Origin of the sequence: Desulfosporosinus fructosivorans, from assembly GCF_004766045.1 — a bacterium.
GTDB lineage: Bacteria > Bacillota > Desulfitobacteriia > Desulfitobacteriales > Desulfitobacteriaceae > Desulfosporosinus > Desulfosporosinus fructosivorans.
Window position 1 is genome coordinate 13,540 of sequence record NZ_SPQQ01000011.1, and the last position, 20,075, is coordinate 33,614.

Consider the following 20,075-nt stretch of genomic DNA (forward strand, 5'->3'; position numbering starts at 1 on the left):
TTTATCATTTCTTCATTTCGGACAATATCTTATATATGGTCTTTGGTGATAAATAAAACTTGTTTGCCAGTTGCTCAACAGGTGTACCATGTTGGTACTCTGCAAAAATGGTTGCATTACGTTCGTCAAGCAATTGTCTGCTGTTACTTAATTCGCCCCAGCCTTTTTTGTTTTCTTCTTTACGAGGAATATAAAGATATTCGCCGTCAATATGTTGTTGTATTGCCATAATCAAATTGTCTGGCAATACACAGATTGCATTTTTATAGCCCATTGTGCGCCTCCTATATAATCGAAAGATAGGATTACGCAAGGACTATCCTCATATTTGAATTATGCGGCAGCCCTTGCTACGCACAATACCGAATCCAATGCACCTTTGGTAATAAGACAATGCTCCTTTCGTATTTATCTACTGTTCTTGTCTTTAGTATGCTTCTTCACTCGTTTCATTTCACCCTTGCCGCCGAACATTCTGTTAATTTTTTCGTTTTCAAGCTGGCGATTAATCCGGCGTAGGATACTTCCCGTTGCAATTTTTGATAGCTCTCAAACCGTTTTTCAGACAGCGTTCCATTTTCGATTGCTTTTCTAATGGCGCAACCCGGCTCTGCTCCGTGAGAACAGTCGCCAAATTTGCACCGGGCAGCAATTTCTTCAATATCTTCAAAGGTTTTTGACAGGTTGCCCGTATAAATCTGCAATTCCCGCATACCGGGCGTATCTATCACAATACCGCCATTTGGCAATAGCAATAGTTGGCGGTGGGTTGTGGTATGTCTGCCCTTGGCATCATCTTCCCGTATAGCTTTTGTTGCAAGCACATTCTGCCCCATAAGGTGGTTAATAAGTGTGGACTTGCCAACTCCCGATGAACCGACAAACGCAATCGTCTTTCCTTGCCCGATATAAGTGTTAATCTCGTCAAACCCATCCCCGTTTTCAGAAGAACAGGTAATAACAACTTCCTGTTCAAAGCGTTCATTTAGCCCGTAGTTTTTCAAATTGATATTCACTAGTACAAAATCCTTTCGCAAAGTATGCGTGTACCCAATAGCCTTGCGACAATAAAAAAAGCGCAGTTACCCACTGCGCTGCAAAACAAACAAAAAGGTGTTGGATAAACACTTCTCTGGTCATTCCGTAAGGCATTTGGGTACACAAAATAAGCAGGTAAAAATCCCGCTTCTGTGATACAAATAATTACCTTATCGAACGACCGACATCAACACACCTCTTTCTAATAATTATATTACAGATTAATACCATATCGCAGAATTGTCAAATCCCTATCATTGCATCATTTTCAGTATTCCACTAAACGGGCGCCTGCTCCTGCACACGACCTTTCATATCGGGATTATCGGATGCGGCCCGAAGCGCCCATAGTCCCACTAAGGCGGCGCTTTGTAGGTTAGCTCTCTATTTTCGGTTTTATTTTATGTTGTACATTGTATAAGAATGTAAGCATTCCTTAAGATGAAAAAGTTTGATATTGCTGAATTGGCTTTTGAAAAATAATCCAGTCCATGAAGTATTTGCCTGGATGAGTAATGGTTGATTCGGTTAGGGGCATCATGAAACGTGACGCTCCTTTTGTCTACACAGGAACAGTAGCGAATGAAGCTAACCAATGAGGTTTCAGATTTAATATAGAAATAGAAATAGATTAATTTAGAAGTACAATTGTCGTACGGTGCACTGACACTGTCTTAGGGTGTGCGTCTCCTTGACATAGTGTGGCTAATACCATACTGTTGAATTTGACTGAAACACACGATGAAAAAGTATGGAAAGCTCTGTCAATTATGAAGTGTAGGCAGAAAAGGTTAAGGGGATTGATTACAGAGAACAAGGAGATCATGGCAAAATGAAAATACTATTTGTTGAAGACGATCGAATAATTGCGTCAGGTCTTTGCTACTCACTTACCCAAGAAGGATATCTTGTAACTCACTGTGTGGATGTTAAGTCAGCAAAAACTACACTTTATGAGAATAGCTTTGACTTAGCGATCCTTGATCTATCCCTTCCAGACGGAAGCGGCTATGACCTTTGCAAATTAATCAAGGCCAACGAAGATATCCCAGTCATATTTTTAACGGCAATCGATGACGAGGTTAATGTCGTGATGGGTCTCGATATGGGCGCTGATGACTATATAACAAAGCCATTTCGAATAAGAGAGCTGCTCTCTCGTCTAAAATCTGTTACTCGCAGGTATGACAAGACAGAGCTTATAAAAACAGTTTATCAGTTGAGTAATCTTAAGATAGATACTGCCCAGGCAAAAGTCTATAAAGGAGAGCAGGAAATTGTATTAACCTCTCTTGAGTATCGCTTGCTCTTATTTTTTGCGAATAACGAGGGACAAGTCCTCAGTCGTAATCAACTGCTAGAAGGTCTCTGGGATTTTGCAGGGGAATTTGTCAATGATAATACCTTAACGGTTTATATTAAACGTCTGCGCGAAAAGATCGAGGATGATAGTCAAAACCCATCAATTATTAAAACTGTTCGTGGAATCGGATACAAAGGGGGCAGCTAAGTTGTTGCGAAATAAAGAAATTAAACTATATATTACACTTATGGCTTCAGTTGTAATAGTAGGTTTTGTTGCCTGCTATTTTTTTAATCCCGTCTCAGGGATCATCGCCTTGTTGGCGCTGATTTTAATGGGTGCAGTATCGTTCATGTTTACGAGATGGAGATATCAGCAAATAGAAAAGCTAACGGAATATTTAAAGCGAATTGCAGGTGGCGAATACTCCCTGGATATTAGAGATAATGATGAAGGTGAGCTTAGCATCCTTAAAAGTGAACTATATAAAGTAACCGTAACACTCTCTGAGCAAGCCAGCCTCTTGAAAAAGGACAAGCGTTATCTAGCGGATTCAATCTCAGATATTTCCCATCAGCTTAAAACTCCCATCACCTCAATGTCTGTTATGACAGATCTGATAAGTGATGAAAACCTACCCCCGGATAAGCGTGTGGAATTCACACAAAATATTCGCTCCCAACTTGAAAGACTTCAATGGCTTGTGGCCTCACTACTCAAGCTGTCGAAGATTGATGCAGGTACAATTAAGTTTAAGAAAGAGCAGGTAAATGTGCAAGACCTTGTCACACGCTCAATTGAACACTTACTAATCCCCATGGAAATAAAAGAGCAAACCCTTGAAATCAGTGGAGATGAGCATACTGAATTTAGGGGGGATTTTAATTGGTCGTCAGAAGCCTTGACAAATATCATCAAAAATTGTCTCGAACATACACCTTGCGGTGGAACGATCGGTATCAGCTATAGTGAAACCCCAATTTATACCCTGATTAAGGTATACGATCAGGGTGAGGGTATCCATAAGCATGACTTACCCTACATATTTGATCGGTTTTATAAAGGGAAAAATGCGCACAATGACAGCATAGGGATTGGGTTGGCCATGTCAAAAAGCATTGTAAAAAACCAAGGCGGTAGTATAGAAGTTACCAGTGAAAAGGATAAAGGGACACAATTTACAATCAAGTTTTACAAAAGCATTGTGTGACAAAACTGTCACTAAACTAGTCACTGTAGAGTTATATTAGGCAGCTATACTAACATTATAGAAAAAGGAGTGAGTTAGTATGGAAATATTAAGAGTAGAAAATCTGTCTAAGATCTATGGTAAGGGTGAAACCGCCGTCAAGGCACTTGATAATATTTCGTTTTCTGTAAACCAAGGTGAATTTGTTGCAATTATTGGACCATCAGGTTCAGGGAAATCGACCCTGTTGCATACCTTGGGTGGTGTGGATACGCCCACAAGCGGCAAGGTATTCATTGAAAATACAGATGTTTATGCCCTTAACGAAACAAAGCTGGCCATCTTTAGACGCAGACAGATCGGTCTTATTTATCAATTTTATAACCTTATCCCCGTTCTGAGTGTTGAGGAAAATATTACCCTGCCGTTATTGTTGGACGGGCGCAAGGCGGATAAAGGACAACTTAAGGAAATAATCAGCACCCTGGGTTTAACCGAGCGCTTAAACCATCTGCCCAATCAGCTTTCAGGGGGTCAACAGCAAAGAGTTTCGATAGGACGAGCTTTAATAAATAATCCTGCACTCATGTTGGCGGATGAACCTACAGGAAATCTTGACAGCAAAAGCAGCCATGAAATTATTGAGCTTCTTAAAATGTTCAATAAAACATTTCGCCAAACCCTGATTGTCATTACCCATGATGAGCGTATAGCCTTACAGGCAGATCGAATCATGACCATAGAAGACGGGCGGATCACTAAGGATGAGGTGCTTCGTCGATGAACATTATTAATAAACTAACGCTAAGACATTTGAAGCAAAACAAACGACGAACCCTTGTCACAATTCTTGGAGTTATTATTTCCGTCGCCATGGTAACGGCTGTGGCAACTATTAGTGTCTCTTTTATGGAATTATTGCAAAGACAAACGATTGCCAGTGAAGGAGAATGGCATGTCCTTTACCAAGATGTGAACAAGGAGCAGCTCGAAGCGCTAAAAAACGATGAAGCAACGAAAGCCCTTGTCATCTCCAGAGACCGTGGCTTTGCTCTTTTAGAAGGAGGACAAAATAAAAATAAGCCCTATTTATTTGTCAAGGAGTATAATGCCCAAGGGTTTGAACAGTTTCCCATTGAATTGAGTCAAGGGCGACTTCCGAAGGCAAATAATGAAGTTGTGATTTCAGAAGAAATTGCTGAAAATGCCAAAGTAAACTACGAGATGGGGGATCGCTTAACACTTGATATTGGTAAACGGTTCAACAAAGACAGTGTTCAAGAACTTTTTCAGCGTGCCCCATTACAATTAGAGAATGGTACAAAAACCGAAACATTAAAAGGTAGTCTAACTAAGAGCTACACGGTTGTAGGAGTCATCAAACGACCTACCTGGGAACCAACATGGGCGCCGGGGTATACGATTATAACCTATATCGATGAAAGCATGATAGGAGCAAATGAGACAGTAAATGCCTCGGTTGTACTAAAAAAGGTTAAAAGCTCACTATACACTCATGCAGAAGGGCTAGCTAAGAAGAACCAAATTCAAATCGATAAGATCCAATTTAATAATAATTTATTGCGCTATTATGGGGTCACGAATAACGATAACTTGAGTAGCACTATATATTCACTCTCAGCGGTCATTATGGGGATCATTATTATAGGCGCTGTTTCGTTAATCTATAATGCCTTCGCTATTTCCGTGTCAGAACGTTCCCGTCATCTAGGTATGCTCTCCAGCGTGGGGGCTACGAAAAGGCAGAAAAGAAACTCGGTGTTATTTGAGGCAGCAATCATTGGTTTGATCAGTATCCCGCTTGGAATCATTGGTGGTCTTGGCGGAATGGGCATTACCTTTTGGTTCATTAACCCGCTGATCCAAGGGTCATTAAGAGGAGCACCAACGTTAACGGTGTCCGTAACCCCCTTGTCGATTTTGATTGCCTGTGTAATTTCAATGATGACAATCTTCATTTCAGCTTATCTACCAGCCAGAAAGGCATCTAAAATCTCTGCTATTGATGCGATTCGACAAACAGCTGATGTTAAGCTGACAGGTAAAGCAGTCAAAACATCAAAGTTCATAAGCAAGCTATTCGGAATCGAAGCAGAAATAGGCTTAAAAAACTTAAAAAGAAACAAACGCCGGTACCAAGCAACAGTATTTTCACTTGTCATAAGCATCGTTCTGTTTTTAGCAGTATCATTTTTCACCGCCAATTTAACAAAATCTCTGGAACTCTCACAGGATGGCGTGAATTTTGATATTCAAGTATCAATGGTAGGTGAATATACCGATACAGTTGATCAGTTGATGAAATCAATTGCTTCCCTAGATAATGTAACGGATTATAGTCTTATGAGAGATTTAACGTTGAACTCTTGGGTAAACCAAGAATCGATGGCTAAGGAATTGCACGCGCAAGTAAATGAAGATAAGAGTATGCTTAAGAACGGAAAATATCGTTACGACATCGATATACATGCTTTGAATGATGAGAATCTGAAAGCATACGCGGTGGAGATTGGTGTAGATTACGAACAACTAGTAAATCCGAAAAATTTAACTGGAATTGTGATAGATACCATCCCTTATAAGGATAGGGAAGCGGGAAAATATGTAGAAACAAAGGCCATAAATACTAAAATAGGTGAAACGATTGATTTATTCTATCCTGTTGGGGGGGAGACAAAAGAAGAGAGGCATTTAAATCAATTAGAAATTGCCGCCTTGACAAATCAAGCTCCGATGGGCGTCTTTCCAGCAGGAGTAGGCGGGCTAACTATTATTGTCTCTGAGCAAATCCTGGATCAATTAATGGATGAGCAAGAGATTCCCAACTTGCAAACACAACTCTTACTGAAAAGTACTGATCCAATAGCAACTCAACATCAAATTGAGGATCTGAATGAGAACAATCTTCGTATTTATAATGTTTACCAAGGTAGACAAAATGAAGAGCAGATGATTCTGTTAATGTCGGTGTTTACCTATGGCTTTATCGTATTAATTACGGCGATTTCGATTGCCAACATTTTCAATACGATCTCGACGAGTATTTCCCTGCGAAAACGAGAATTTGCGATGCTAAAATCGGTGGGGATGACCCCAAAAGGCTTTAGTAAAATGATAAACTATGAAAGTATTTTTTATGGAATCAAGTCCTTGTTCTACGGCCTGCCGATCAGCATAGTTGTGATGTATTTAATCCATAGGTCATTGATGAACAGCTTTAGCTATAGCTTCGCCCTTCCTTGGCTAAGTATTTTGTATGTTATTGCGGCCGTGTTTATCATCGTCAGTTCCGCAATGCTGTACTCCAGCGCCAAAGTTAAAAAGGAAAACATTATTGATGCACTCAAGCAGGAGAATATCTAGGCCCTGTAGATTTAGGCTATTGAGTCTTCATGTCTTTACCTTATCATCTCTATGTTTTGATGGGGGAGTTTGTTTGACGAGTTTGGGATGCTTGTTATTTTGCTGAGAATTGAACTATCGGAATGACAAACATAAATGTCCGCGATTGATGCTGGAAGGGGACAGGTACGTCGTCCCACTGATAACATTTATCGATTGAGAATGATGAGCCAATGTGTCACAATAATACCATTAATTGGATGTAATTCAGTAAAGGAGATTGTTTACTACTAAAACGGGGCCCCAGAAATGATCATTGAAATTATTTCTCCTTCTTTAGTAAAAATGGACAGGGTAATAAAGTTTAATAATACGAAAAAGCCGGTGTTCAGGAGTATTGGATTGTCGAACCTGATCAAAAAGCTGGTTAGTGTACTAGACATTATAAATATAGCAAAAGGGACTCCGCCGTAGTTAGTGGAGTCCCTTTTGCTGTTCGGGTAATTGCCTTGGGTCGTGTTCCATTCGGTTTTTCCAAGTGGGAAATTTCTCACACCGTGTGTCGAATAGCACGTAGATTATTTAAAAAATCATCACCCCGGTGTGATTTTTCTGTCGAAAGACCTATGGTAGAGTTATTTGTGATTTATAGCAACAAATATAGGAGTGAAAAGTATGAACGAAAGCGACAACCGCATATTAGAATTAGTTTAAAAAATATCCTAACACTTTTGAATCTTAGGCGAATCAATAGATTAGATATCGGTATTCATAAAGTTTAAAAAGGAGGCAGCAGTCATGAACGAAGAAATTAAGAACAAAGCCGAAGAGCTTACTGATGAGGACGTCGGAAAAGTGGCGGGCGGTAATACTACATCTATTATTGATGGAGACGTAGTAAAAGATGGTCCGGATAAACCAGCTAAATGCCCGTCTTGTTTAAAAACTTACACATATGTCTATAAGACGAAGGGGAAAATACCGCCTTGCCCATATTGCGGGTATGAGAGGTACGATTCAACCACTCCTCGTAGATTATAAGGAGGAGCCTTATCCACCTGGTGACCCCGATAAACACGGGGGACCACGCTGAAACTCACTGAGCTCACAGCAATCAGGAACAACAAGCCAATAGCAAGAATGTAAGGAGGAAACAGTTATGTCTGAAAATGATAAAAAAGTGCTCGAGCTTTCCGATGAGGAAATCGAAAAAGCAGCAGCTGGTGGCCAAGTAACTCCAATCGCAAAACAATGTAGGAATTGCGGATGCAAATATGATCTTGATGTTGCAAAATGCCCAGACTGTGGTAGCTATGATAGTGCATTAATTTATTCAACAGCCTCCCCGGGCAAGGACCACGGCGGACCTCGTTAAAATCCTTAGAGCTTGAAGCAATAATGTAAGGAAAAAACAGGGAGGTCTCAACGTGAGAAAAGCATTTATCACCCCCTCCAAATATGTGCAGGGAGAGGGAGAACTTTTAAATCTCGGTTATTTTGTCAAAGCCTTTGGGGACAGAGCGTTGCTGGTTGCCAGTACAAGCGGTTATGCGCGCGTTCGGGAAACCATTGAAAAAACCGCTGACAAATTCAAGGTTACCTTTGTAACCACCGATTTTTGCGGAGAATGCTCTAAAGCAGAAATTGCCCGCCTGCGTGAGCGGGCACAAGAAAATGGCTGCGACTGTACCGTCGGTTTGGGCGGCGGAAAAGCAATTGACACCGCCAAATGTGTTGCCGACGGGAAACCGCTGATTATCGTCCCAACAAACGCAGCGTCCGATGCGCCAACCAGCCATCTGGCAGTGGTCTATACCGACGGCGGCGTGTTTGAGGAATATGTTTTCTTCTCCAAGAATCCGGATGTGGTGCTGGTGGATACGGATATCATTGCAAAATCCCCGGTTAGACTTCTAGTCTCAGGCATGGGCGACGCGCTGGCAACCTTTTTTGAGGCGCGCTCCTGCGAAAGATCTTGTGCTGACGTGTTTGCCGGGCTGCCCTGTGGTGCCGGAGAAGCGCTCTGCCCGCCCGCAAAATCCACGAGAACCGCCATGGCTCTGGCAAGGCTTTGCTATGAAACACTGCTTTCCGACGGCTTAAGGGCAAAACAGGCCTGTGAATTGAACGTGGTCACCCCATCTCTTGAGAATATAGTGGAGGCCAATTCTCTGCTTTCTGGCCTGGGATTTGAAAATGGCGGCCTTTCGGCTGCACATTCTATTCACGATGGACTGACTGCGGTGCCTGAACCCCATGCCCATTATCACGGCGAGAAAGTTGCTTTCGGAACCATCTGCCAGCTTATTTTGGAAAACGCTCCCAAGGAGGAACTGGATACGGTCATCCGCTTTTGCCTGGAGGTGGGATTGCCGGTCTGCTTGGAGGATATCGGCATAAAGGAGTTGTCTGCCGAAAAGCTGTCAGAGATTGCTGCCATTGCCTGCGCGCAGGGCTCTAACATTCATAATATGCCTTTTCCAGTTCAGCCTGACAGTGTGGCGGCCTGCATTCTGGCCGCCGACAAAACCGGCAGAACCTATAAAGCCTGTAAGTGAGGAGGCGACAAATGAGAAGGACAGGATTTCTTTTGATGATGAGCGTTGCTGTGATGCTGTTGCTGTGCGCCTGTTCCAGGCAACAGACAGAATTGATCCACAGTGTCAGTGACGACACTTCCGCTCAAAGCATTACGTCCAACGAACAGCTGAACGGCAAGCGGGTCGGGTTTATCACCGGAATGATTCACATCGAAAATTTCCGTCCGCACTATAAGGCCGTGGAATATGAATTCAGTGGATTTTCCCCCATGCTGGAGGCACTTAAGGCGGGCAAGATTGATGCCTTGCTGAGCAACGATGCTGTGGCGAAAGAAATCATTCATGAAAATCCGGGACTGACAATGCTTCCGTCTTATGCCGAGATTTTTGCTTCTGTCGGGGTAAACAAGAACAATACGGAGCTGGGGGATAAGCTGGATGCGGTAATCAAGCGTTTTCTGAAGGACGGAACCATTGACAGGATTGAAAAGAAATGGTCGGGGAGTGACGAGGCGGCCAAGGTGCTTTCGACCGTGAACCATAACGGTGAGAACGGAACAATGATTGTGGGCGTTCAGGGGGATGACTATCCATCCTCTTATTATAAAAATAACGAACTGGTCGGCCAAGAAGTGGATTTGGCACAGCTTTTGGCTGACGAGTTGGGCATGAAACTGAAGCTGGTGGTCATGGATTTTTCCGGAATCATTCCAGGGATTGCTTCCGGAAAGATCGATTTGGCATTTAATCTGGCTCATTCGGAAGAACGTGCCAAGTCCATACGGTTTTTATCACCCATGTCGACATTTTCGTCGGTGGCGACAGTGAAAAGCGCGGACTATGTGGGAACGGCTTCCGGCGAGACGTTTTTAGCTTCCTTAAAAGACAGCTTCCGTAAGACATTCCTTGTGGAGGATCGCTACAAATTGATTTTGCAGGGGCTGTGGGTAACCATTATCATTTCCATGCTGTCCGTTCTGTTCGGCAGTCTTCTGGGTGTACTCGTCTGCGCCATGCGCCGCTCCCGCACTAAGCTTTTGTCCGGGCTCGCACAGATCTATATCCGGCTGATACAGGGTATACCCATTGTGCTGCTTTTGATGATCTTATATTATATCCTGTTTGCTAAGGTCGATATTGACCCAGTGCTGATTGCGGTCGTCGGGTTTTCTATCAACTTTGCGGCCTATGCGTCTGAAATCTTCCGCATGGCCATTGATGCTACCGACAAGGGACAGCTGGAAGCTGCCTACGCGCTGGGATTTTCAAAGTACGCAGGCTTTTTTAAGGTGACGTTACCTCAGGCGCTGCGGCACATCCTTCCAATTTACAAGGGGGAGTTTGTCAGCATGGTGAAAATGACCTCGGTGGTCGGGTATATTGCCATTCAGGATCTTACGAAAATGAGCGATATCATCCGCAGCCGTACCTTTGACGCCTTCTTTCCCCTGCTTGCCACGGCGTTCATTTATTTTGTCCTTACCTATCTGTTTATTTTTGTGCTGGGCAGAGTGGAACTGAGGATTGATCCAAAGCAGCGCAAGCGGATTGTAAAGGGAGTTCGCCCGTCCGTCCCTGCAGGGAAGGAGGAAGCGGTATGATTCAAATAAACAATTTATCAAAGAGCTTTGGAGATTTAAGAGTTCTGGAAAATATCAGCACCGAAATAAAAAAAGGCGAGGTTATTTCGATCATCGGGCCCTCCGGCTGCGGGAAGTCGACCTTTATGCGCTGCATCAATCTTATGGAAAAGCCGACGGCAGGTGAAATCACCATTGACGGGCAGAATATTCTCGCCAAAAAGGCAGACGTGTGCAGGCTACGGCAGAAAATGGGTATGGTGTTTCAGTCCTTCAATCTGTTTTCGCATCTGATGATTATTGAAAATATCATGCTGGCTCCGCTCAGTCTGTTAAAGCTTCCCCGTCAGCAGGCCTATGAAGAGGGACTTCGGTTTCTGGAAATGGTCGGTCTGGGAGCAAAGGCAATGGCGTTTCCCGATGAGCTGTCCGGTGGGCAGAAGCAGCGTGCCGCCATCGCTCGGACCCTTGCTATGAAACCAGAAATCGTGCTGCTTGACGAGCCGACCTCCGCGCTGGACCCCACTATGGTCAGCGAGGTTCTGGCAGTTATCCGCAAGCTCGTTGCATCGGGCATGACCATGATGATTGTCACCCATGAGATGAAATTTGCCAGAGATGTGTCCAGCAGGGTGTTCTACATGGACGACAAAGGCATTTATGAAGACGGCACGCCGACACAGATCTTTGACGCTCCGCAGAAACCTAAAACGAGGGCATTTATCAAAAAGATTTCCTCCTTTGCGTATGACGTTCAGGGGAAAAGCTTTGACCTATATGAGCTGCAGGCCAGGGTGGAAGGCTTTTTGACAAAGCAGATGTTTACCGAAAGGCGGATCATGAATGTCCAGCTGGTCTGCGAGGAGCTCCTTTCCGGCATCCTGCTCAGGACCTTTCCCGATGCGCAGATTGCGCTTACGGTTGAATATTCAGATGCAAGCGGAGAGGTTACGGTGCAGGCAGAGTTTGAGGGAGAGGTCTATGACCTGAAATCCGCTGCCTCCGGCGAACTGCCGCTTGCCATTATTGAAAAGTATGCAAAGGAGCTTTCCTCAACTCATAGGGAAGGCAAAAATACTTTGCTAGTCGTACTGTGAAATCTGTCTTTAACCCCTGCTATTCAAAAATAGCCTAACACTTTTGCATCTTATGCGAATCAATAGATGAAAGCCTTAAAAAGGAGGAAACAGTCATGAACGAAGAAATTAAAAAAACAAAAGCCATTGCGCTTTCAGATGAAGAGACCGAAAAGGCATCGGGGGGGTATGGACTTGATCATAATGAATATGCTTATTTAACTTGCCCACATTGCCACAAAGAAGCGAAATATTGTGTTGGTGGTCTAAATCGACTACTCTATTGCAAATGTGGTGGTTCTTTTGTGTGGTACTATGATCTCTGGATAAAGCAAAAGTAGATGGATTGAACTTACCGATGAGGAGATGGACCAGATTACTGCAGGGAGTCATTGATTTTAAGGACTGTGCAAGACTGGAGGCAAGAATGAAGAAAGTATGGAAGAGATTATTGACTGTCGTGGTAGTGGTTGCAATTGTGGCTACATCTGTTTTTATTACCGGAAGGCAGGATTCCGATGCAGTAGCTGTTACCGCGAAGAATGTGAAGGCAGCGGCAAGCGTGGAACGTGCGCCAAAGTATGTGTTTTTATTTATTGGTGACGGTATGAGCTACCCTCAGATCCAGGCAGCTTCGTATTATCTGGGAGCTGTCAGCCAGTCATCCGGTACCACAATATTAAAGGGAGGCAAGGACTTGTCCTTTATGGAATTTCCGGTTTCCGGATCTGCAACAACCTTTGATTCCAGCTCGTTTTGTCCTGATTCCTCTTCGTCGGCCACTTCCATTGCAACGGGACACAAAACCTACAGCGCTGTAGTCAATATGGATGAGACAAAGACCATTTCCTATGAAACTATTTCCGAAAAATTAAAAAAGCAGTTAGGCTATAAGATTGGCATCATATCTTCCGTTAATATCAATCACGCCACACCGGCCGCCTTTTACGCCCACCAGGTCAGCCGCAACAATTATTATGGAATCGGAAAGGAAATGGTGACAAGCGGTTTTGATTACTTTGCCGGAGGAGCTTTAAAGGAGCCTACGGGAGCCAAGAAAGATCAGACCAGTATTTATGACTTGGCAAAGGAGGCAGGCTATCATGTCATAACAACCGAAAAGGTAGCCGAGGCTTTGACGCAGAAGGACGGCAAGTCCATTATTATCGGTGAAACCCTGGCAGACAGTGATTCCTTATCCTACGAAAAGGACAGAAAAGACAGCGAATGGGCCTTGGCGGATTATGTTAAGAAAGGCATAGAAGTACTGACCAATGATACTGGCTTCTTTATGATGGTGGAAGGCGGTAAGATTGACTGGGCCGGTCATGCAAACGATGCAGGTTCAAGCATCAGCGATACAGTTGCTCTCTCCGATGCGGTAAAGGAAGCTGTGGCCTTTTACGATAAACATCCCCAGGAAACTCTGATTCTTGTTACCGGAGACCATGAGACAGGGGGACTTACCATTGGTTATGCAGGTACGAATTATGATACCTATTTGAAAAACCTGCAGAATCAGAAGATCTCCTATGCTAAATTTGATGCCGATTATGTTGCAGGCTATAAAAAGAACAATACTCCCTTCAGTGAGGTACTGGTGGATATTAAGAATAATTTTGGCTTAATGACAAGTGAGGATAAGGATGCGGCACAAAATGAGAAGCTGGTTCTGACGGACTATGAGCTTTCCTTATTAAAGAATGCATATACCAAAACAATGCTTTCCACCGGAGAACAGCTGACACAGGGGGAATACATATTATACAGTTCCTATGAACCGCTTACCGTAACAATTACCCATTTATTAAATAATAAGTCGGGTATCAGCTTCAGTTCCTATTCCCATACGGGTCTTCCAGTAGGAGTATTTGCCAAGGGTGTGGGTCAGGACATGTTTGTCGGCTATTATGATAATACGGATATTTACAATAATCTGGCGGGGCTGTTGAATGTAAAATAATGAAATAGTCCGGCCGGGATTGATTTCCTGAAATATTCTGTAATTGAAACCCGATGGTTGAATTCAGAAAGGATATGGCATGAGTCTAAAAAAATTATTCATTGAAAAAAGAAAGGAATTATTGCCTGCTTTTATATGCCTGATTCTATTTCTTATATTAATTATATTGCCGACAGGCTATGAGGGTGCTGTGATCTATAAGGGCACCGATCGGTGCCAGGCGGAAGTTCTTTCCGTCAATAATGATACTGTTATTGACACTGGTCTAATTCGTTCGGGGGAGCAGACCTGTGAGATAAAGCTTCTGGGAGGAAGGTTTAAAGGTCAGGTAACAAGCGGTTATAATGCGCTAAACGGTTCGCTGGAAGCAGATAAAATTTTTAAGGAGGGAGACAGAGCCCTGGTAGTCATTGATTATAGCTGGGATACCATTCTCTCCGTTAATATGATCGATCATTACCGTTTGAACAAAGAAATCATCTTGGTGCTATGCTTTGCGCTGTTTTTAATCCTGGTGGCCGGAAAAACGGGAGCAAGGGCAATTTTATCCTTTGCAATAACGGTATTACTGATATGGAAGGTATTGATACCTTCCTACCTGAATGGATATAATCCCATCTATGTCGGTCTGGCAGTCACGTTAATGATAATCGTAATTACCCTGTCCCTGGTCTATGGCTTTGACAGAAAAATGGTGTCGGCTGTATCGGGTTCTGCCCTGGGTATGTTTGTGACCTGTATTCTGGGAGTGATATTTACAAAACAGTTTCTTATCCACGGCGCCATCATGTCGAATTCGGAGAGCCTTTTATATAGCGGTTACCAGAATTTGAATCTGACCCAGGTATTTATGGCCAGTATTTTTATCGGTGCCTCCGGAGCAGTCATGGATCTGGCAGTGGATATAACCTCTGCCGTAAATGAAGTGGTGCAAAAGAAACCGGAAATAAGCTGGAGAGAGGCAGCAATGTCCGGCTTTAATGTAGGAAGGGCAGCCATGGGAACTATGACGACAACTCTATTGCTGGCTTATTCGGGAGGATCTATCGCTCTGATTATGGTGTTCATGGCTCAAGGCACTCCCATTTACAATATCCTGAATTATAAATATGTATCGGCTGAGATAATAGAGATCATCGTAGGAAGCTTTGGATTGGTGTCAGTGGGGCCTTTTACAGCATTAACCAGCGGTCTTTTGCTGACAGTCAGGGGAAATAATCGGGTATATAGCGATAGGATGAAGAGGGATTATGAAGGATGATGAAAGATAATCATTACTTGATCAATAAAAGCTTTCAGAGGTACTTGGTTCCGTCCATATTAGCTATTCTGGGAGGGAATATCAGTTTTATGGTTGATCATATCATCGCAGGAAGAGTGTTGGGTAGTAATGCACTCGCTGCTATGAGTATGGTAAATCCTTTGTTTTTACTATTGACAACGATTGGAACCTTGATATGTGTTGGCTCTTCCACGATGGCCTCTGTTTTCATAGGAAGAGAAAACAAGAAAACGGCCAATGAGCTTTTCACGCTTAGCACGGTACTCGTTTTGATGTTAGGCGGGTTGATCAGCATTGCAGGCTTCATAATGTTGGATCCGATTGTTAACCTTCTGAGTAATGGTCAAGAACTTCATGCTATGATCTATGAGTATTGCCTGGGATTGATTCCAGGTTCGATTTGTATTATGGCGGTATACATCCCCCTTAATTTTTTCAGGATTGAAGGAAGAGGCCATCTGGGCATGATTATGTTTCTAATCATGGCAGTCCTGGATATTGCCTTGGATCTATATTTTACAGTTGTTATGGGTATGGGTATGTTTGGCTTGGCCTTGGCCACGGTCTTAAGTGCTCTGATCGCAGTCATGATCATGTTTCCATTCCTGTTCTTTAAAGGAGGCGGATTTCGTTTCGTCTCAATCAAATCCCTAGGACTTGTCAATAGGATCGTAATAGTAGGTAGCCCGCCCGCATTGAACAACTTTTATTCCGTAATCAGCACCTTTATCTTAAATACGCTGATCTTATCTGTGGGAGGACCTGTGGCGGTAGCAAGCTTCGCCTTTGTCAATAGTATCAATACTCTGGCGCAGGGCGTTGTTTCGGGGATTTCGCAAACAGTATCGCCGTTGGTTGGCGTGTTTTACGGCGAACATGATGTGCTAAGCATCAAGAAAGTAGTAAAGCTTGCCGTCAAACTTGGGATGGCATCGATGGTGGTATTTAGCATTTTAATATCTGTATTTTCAAGGCAAATCTGCGTCGTGTTTGGCCTAGCGTCTGCCGAGCAGCAGAGTATAGCGGTTCCTGCCCTCATGATCTGTTCGATTAGCCTGGTAGGAGCTATGGTGAACCAGATATTCATCTACTATTATATGACTATAGGGCGAACTAAAATTGCCAACCTGATTACTCTCGGCAGGGGGCTCTTATTCATAATACTAACAGCCTACATATTATCTCAAACCTTGGGGATTTATGGTATTTGGATTAGTTTTTCGGTCAGTGAGCTTTTAAGCTTTCTAATAATAGCCATAACGGTTAAGCAGGCACTCCGTAAGGAGCACGAGTTGAGCGGTGTGCTGCTATTGAATCACTGTGACGTCGAGGAAGGACGATTTATCTCCTTTTCAGTGGGCACCAAGGTTGAGGCGGTCATGGAAAGTTCAGATAAAATCAGCGACTTTTGTGAAAGCTGCAGCCTGAATCCTAAACAATCGATGGCCATAAGCTTAGCTATCGAAGAAATACTCCTGTTAATGGTCAAGCATGTTTTTGAAGGTAATCATAACGATTCAATTGATGTGAAAATCTTTGTCCGAAAAGACATGATCACCATGCGCTTTCGATGTGGGGGCAGGAAATTTAACCCTCTGGAGTACTATAAGGCAGCAATGGAAACGTCCAATGGATTCGAAGACAGTGACATGGATGAGAGTATGGGACTTAAGCTGATTTCTAAGATAGCAAAGAAGGTAGATTATACGACGAGTCTTGGCTTGAACAACATTGTTATCAGGATTTAAGCACTATTTGAAACAAGAACTCAACGCTTTAGGGTCGAGTAAAAGTAGAAAACACTTAGGCGATGAAGAACACGATGAAGCGCGATGAAACCGCAAGGAGTAATCTCATACTCTTTGCGGTTTTTTAATTAAGCAGATTTAACTGTAGAAAATAAAAAACCTAGCAAATACAAAATTCCTCACACCGTGTGTCGAATAGCACCCAGATTATTTAATAAATCATCACCCCGGTGTGATTTTTATGTCAAAAGACCTATGGTAAATTTATTTATGATTTGTAGCAACAATTATAGGAGTGAAAAGCATGAACGAAAGCATTTTCAGAAAGAAGAGCCTTGACCGCGTTTCTTCCCCGGAACAATTAACCGATTACATAAAAGTATCCAGTCCCAGTGTCTGGATTGTTCTTTCGGCGGTGGTAATCCTGCTGATATCGGTATTGATCTGGTCGGTATTTGGCTCGATCCTAGACACAGTGAAGCTAAATGCCCTTGTGCAGGATGGGGTTGCCGTCTGCTATGTGGACGGTGATACCGCCGCTAAGCTCAAGGTAGGGATGACTTCAGAGCTTGCCGGAACGAAGAGAACGGTTTCGGAAATTTCAGGTGCCCCTCACTCCGCCGAGGATCTGAGAAAAACCATGGCGGATCAGGTTACAGCGGAAACTCTTATAAAGGAAGAATGGAACTATCCGGTCAAAGTGAATGCTTCCGGTGTGCCGGACGGACTTTACGAAATGGTAATTACCATTGACAGAGTAAAGCCTATTTCTTTCATTTTGAACTGAGATAGAAAGGAAGTACCAAGATGGCTCAGACAACAAGCAAGCCAATTAGCGGAAGGGTTGCCAAGGTTCCGGTAATGATGCAGATGGAAGCGCTGGAGTGCGGAGCCGCTTCCCTGGCAATGGTGATGGCTTATTATGGTAAATGGCTGCCGCTGGAACGTGTACGCGCGGACTGCGGCGTATCTCGAGATGGCTCTAATGCCCGCAATGTCCTGAAAGCTGCGCGCAGCTATGGAATGACCGCCAAGGGATACCGCTATGAACCGGAGCTTTTGCGGTCAGAAGGAACGTACCCCTGTATTATCCACTGGAATTTCGACCACTTTGTAGTGCTGTGCGGTTTTAAGGGCAATAACGCTTATATTAACGACCCTGCCCGGGGCAACGTGCAAATTCCCATGGAGGAATTTGATCGCGCCTTTACCGGCGTGTGCATGATGTTTGAACCAATGGAAAGCTTTGAAGCAGGCGGAAAGCCCCGCTCCGTTTGGGCGTTTGCCAGGGAGCGCCTGCGCGGTACGGGGGTGGCTTTCGCTTTTGTGGTGGTGACCACCCTCATCAGTTCCATTCTGGGAATCATCAGTCCCGCATTTTCCAGGGTATTTGTTGATCGGTTGCTGACAGGGCAAAATCCTGACTGGCTGTATCCGTTTCTTCTGGCCCTGGCGGGTTTGACCGGAGTTTCCTTGATTGTGCAGATTATAAACGCTGCCTACAGTTTAAAGATCGAAGGCAAAATGGCGATCGTGGCAAATGCCACGTTCTTGTGGCATCTATTGTGTCTGCCCATGGAATTTTTCTCCCAGCGTATGGCAGGAGATATTGCGGGACGTGCCGGAAGCAATCAGGGAATCGCGTCCACCATTATACAGCAGTTTGCGCCAATGGTGCTGGATTTTGTCATGTTAGTGTTTTATTTAACCGTTATGATTCGTTACAGCTTGACGCTCACGCTGGTTGGACTGTCCTCCATTTTAATCAACATGTTTGTGGCGCGGGTGATTTCCAATAAACGCATTAACCTGACCCGCGTACAGATGCGCGACGCGGGCAAGCTTTCCGCCGCAACGGTAACTGGTATTGACATGATTGAAACCATCAAGGCCAGCGGAGCGGAGAACGGTTATTTTGAGAAGTGGTCCGGTTATCATGCCAGTCTTAATTCACAGACGGTGAAATTTATCCGGCTGAACCAGTATCTTGGTGCGGTGCCGGGGTTGGTATCCTCACTGGTGAATATAGTAATCCTCATGCTTGGTGTTTTATTCACAATGCAGGGGAGTTTTACAGTCGGTATGATCTTAGCGTTTCAGGGTTTTATGAGTTCCTTTATGTCGCCGGTCGATAAATTTATCTCCGCAGGCCAGTCCATGCAGGAAATGCGAACCAGTATGGAACGCATTGAGGATGTCATGAAATACCCCACAGACCGTCTGCTGGCAGAAAAGGCGAAAATTGACAATATTCAGGAAGACTACACGAAGCTTTCCGGAACGCTGGAAATCAATGACCTTACGTTCGGCTATTCCCGCCTTTCCGACCCGATCATCAAAAATTTCAATTTGAAGCTTGAGGCGGGCAAAAGTGTGGCCTTTGTGGGAACGTCCGGTTGCGGAAAATCCACGCTGTCCAAGTTGATTTCCGGCTTGTACGCCTCGTGGAGCGGAGAAATTCTTTTTGATGGCAAGCCGTTGTATGATATTCGGCGGGAAATTTTCACCGGTTCCATTGCCGTGGTTGACCAAGATATCATCCTTTTTGAGGATACCATTGCCAATAACATCAAGATGTGGGACAGCTCTATTGAGGATTTTGAAATGATTCTGGCGGCACGGGATGCGCAACTTCATGAGGACATCATGCAGCGTGACGGCGGTTATCAATACAAAATTATGGAGGGCGGAAGAGATTTTTCCGGCGGGCAGCGTCAGCGCATGGAGATTGCCCGGGTTCTTGCGCAGGATCCCACCATTATCATTATGGATGAAGCTACCAGCGCCCTGGATGCCAAAACCGAGTATAATGTCTCCCACGCTGTGAAGGAGCGCGGAATTACGCTCATCATTGTGGCACACCGGCTTTCCACGATCCGGGACTGCGACGAAATTATTGTACTGGATAAGGGTGAGGTTATAGAACGCGGTACCCATGAAGAATTAATGGACAAAAACGGTTATTATACAAAGCTCGTCACCAACGAGTAGAA

The 20,075-nt window shown here is 44.0% G+C and carries 16 protein-coding genes and 2 pseudogenes; 16 read left to right on the forward strand and 2 right to left on the reverse strand.

Annotated elements, in window-relative coordinates:
• Positions 1-4: 4 nt before the first annotated feature.
• Positions 5-274, reverse strand: coding sequence for a CD3324 family protein (locus E4K67_RS23340; RefSeq protein WP_135551165.1), 270 nt, complete (start codon positions 272-274; stop codon positions 5-7).
• Positions 275-449: 175 nt separating this feature from the next.
• Complete coding sequence (gene rsgA / locus E4K67_RS23345) at positions 450-1,016, reverse strand: ribosome small subunit-dependent GTPase A (RefSeq protein ID WP_243454594.1); 567 nt, start codon at positions 1,014-1,016, stop codon at positions 450-452.
• Positions 1,017-1,870: 854 nt separating this feature from the next.
• Here rsgA and E4K67_RS23350 point away from each other — a divergent pair.
• From E4K67_RS23350 to E4K67_RS23425, 16 genes and pseudogenes are all read left to right on the forward strand, one after another.
• A complete protein-coding gene (locus tag E4K67_RS23350; RefSeq protein ID WP_135551167.1) occupies positions 1,871-2,548 on the forward strand; it encodes a response regulator transcription factor in 678 nt (225 codons plus the stop codon).
• Position 2,549: 1 nt separating this feature from the next.
• Positions 2,550-3,551, forward strand: coding sequence for a HAMP domain-containing sensor histidine kinase (locus tag E4K67_RS23355; RefSeq protein ID WP_135551361.1), 1,002 nt, complete (start codon positions 2,550-2,552; stop codon positions 3,549-3,551).
• 79 nt (positions 3,552-3,630) lie between these two features.
• Positions 3,631-4,314, forward strand: a complete 684-nt coding sequence (locus E4K67_RS23360; RefSeq protein ID WP_135551169.1) for an ABC transporter ATP-binding protein — start codon at positions 3,631-3,633, stop codon at positions 4,312-4,314.
• Positions 4,311-6,914 (forward strand): ABC transporter permease, encoded by a 2,604-nt coding sequence (locus E4K67_RS23365; RefSeq protein WP_135551171.1) that lies wholly within the window; start codon positions 4,311-4,313, stop codon positions 6,912-6,914. Before E4K67_RS23360 ends, E4K67_RS23365 begins: the two co-directional genes overlap by 4 nt.
• Positions 6,915-7,190: 276 nt before the next feature.
• Positions 7,191-7,315 (forward strand): annotated as a pseudogene (locus E4K67_RS31355) (Uma2 family endonuclease); the annotation flags it as partial.
• 376 nt (positions 7,316-7,691) lie between these two features.
• Positions 7,692-7,934, forward strand: coding sequence for a hypothetical protein (locus E4K67_RS23375; protein ID WP_135551173.1), 243 nt, complete (start codon positions 7,692-7,694; stop codon positions 7,932-7,934).
• A gap of 118 nt (positions 7,935-8,052) precedes the next feature.
• Positions 8,053-8,268, forward strand: a complete 216-nt coding sequence (locus E4K67_RS23380; RefSeq protein WP_135551175.1) for a hypothetical protein — start codon at positions 8,053-8,055, stop codon at positions 8,266-8,268.
• A 52-nt stretch (positions 8,269-8,320) separates the two neighbouring features.
• Positions 8,321-9,451: a glycerol dehydrogenase gene (locus E4K67_RS23385; RefSeq protein ID WP_135551177.1), complete on the forward strand. Its 1,131-nt coding sequence runs from the start codon at positions 8,321-8,323 to the stop codon at positions 9,449-9,451.
• An 11-nt stretch (positions 9,452-9,462) separates the two neighbouring features.
• Positions 9,463-11,034: an ABC transporter substrate-binding protein/permease gene (locus E4K67_RS23390; RefSeq protein WP_135551179.1), complete on the forward strand. Its 1,572-nt coding sequence runs from the start codon at positions 9,463-9,465 to the stop codon at positions 11,032-11,034.
• Positions 11,031-11,747 (forward strand): annotated as a pseudogene (locus E4K67_RS23395) (amino acid ABC transporter ATP-binding protein); the annotation flags it as partial. The gene E4K67_RS23390 and the pseudogene E4K67_RS23395, both read left to right, overlap by 4 nt.
• Positions 11,748-12,205: 458 nt before the next feature.
• Positions 12,206-12,430: a hypothetical protein gene (locus E4K67_RS23400; RefSeq protein WP_135551183.1), complete on the forward strand. Its 225-nt coding sequence runs from the start codon at positions 12,206-12,208 to the stop codon at positions 12,428-12,430.
• An 86-nt stretch (positions 12,431-12,516) separates the two neighbouring features.
• Entirely contained in the window at positions 12,517-14,052 is a 1,536-nt protein-coding gene (locus E4K67_RS23405) for an alkaline phosphatase (protein ID WP_135551185.1), read from the forward strand.
• A 79-nt stretch (positions 14,053-14,131) separates the two neighbouring features.
• Positions 14,132-15,313: a YibE/F family protein gene (locus E4K67_RS23410; protein WP_135551187.1), complete on the forward strand. Its 1,182-nt coding sequence runs from the start codon at positions 14,132-14,134 to the stop codon at positions 15,311-15,313.
• The gene (locus tag E4K67_RS23415; protein ID WP_135551189.1) at positions 15,310-17,082 is read left to right on the forward strand and encodes an MATE family efflux transporter; all 1,773 of its coding nucleotides are present in this window, start codon (positions 15,310-15,312) and stop codon (positions 17,080-17,082) included. Before E4K67_RS23410 ends, E4K67_RS23415 begins: the two co-directional genes overlap by 4 nt.
• Before the next feature lie 304 nt (positions 17,083-17,386).
• Positions 17,387-17,869 carry a hypothetical protein gene (locus tag E4K67_RS23420; protein ID WP_135551191.1) on the forward strand — a complete coding sequence of 161 codons (483 nt, stop codon included), beginning with the start codon at positions 17,387-17,389 and terminating at the stop codon, positions 17,867-17,869.
• A 20-nt stretch (positions 17,870-17,889) separates the two neighbouring features.
• Positions 17,890-20,073, forward strand: a complete 2,184-nt coding sequence (locus E4K67_RS23425) for an NHLP family bacteriocin export ABC transporter peptidase/permease/ATPase subunit (protein ID WP_135551193.1) — start codon at positions 17,890-17,892, stop codon at positions 20,071-20,073.
• Positions 20,074-20,075: the final 2 nt, after the last annotated feature.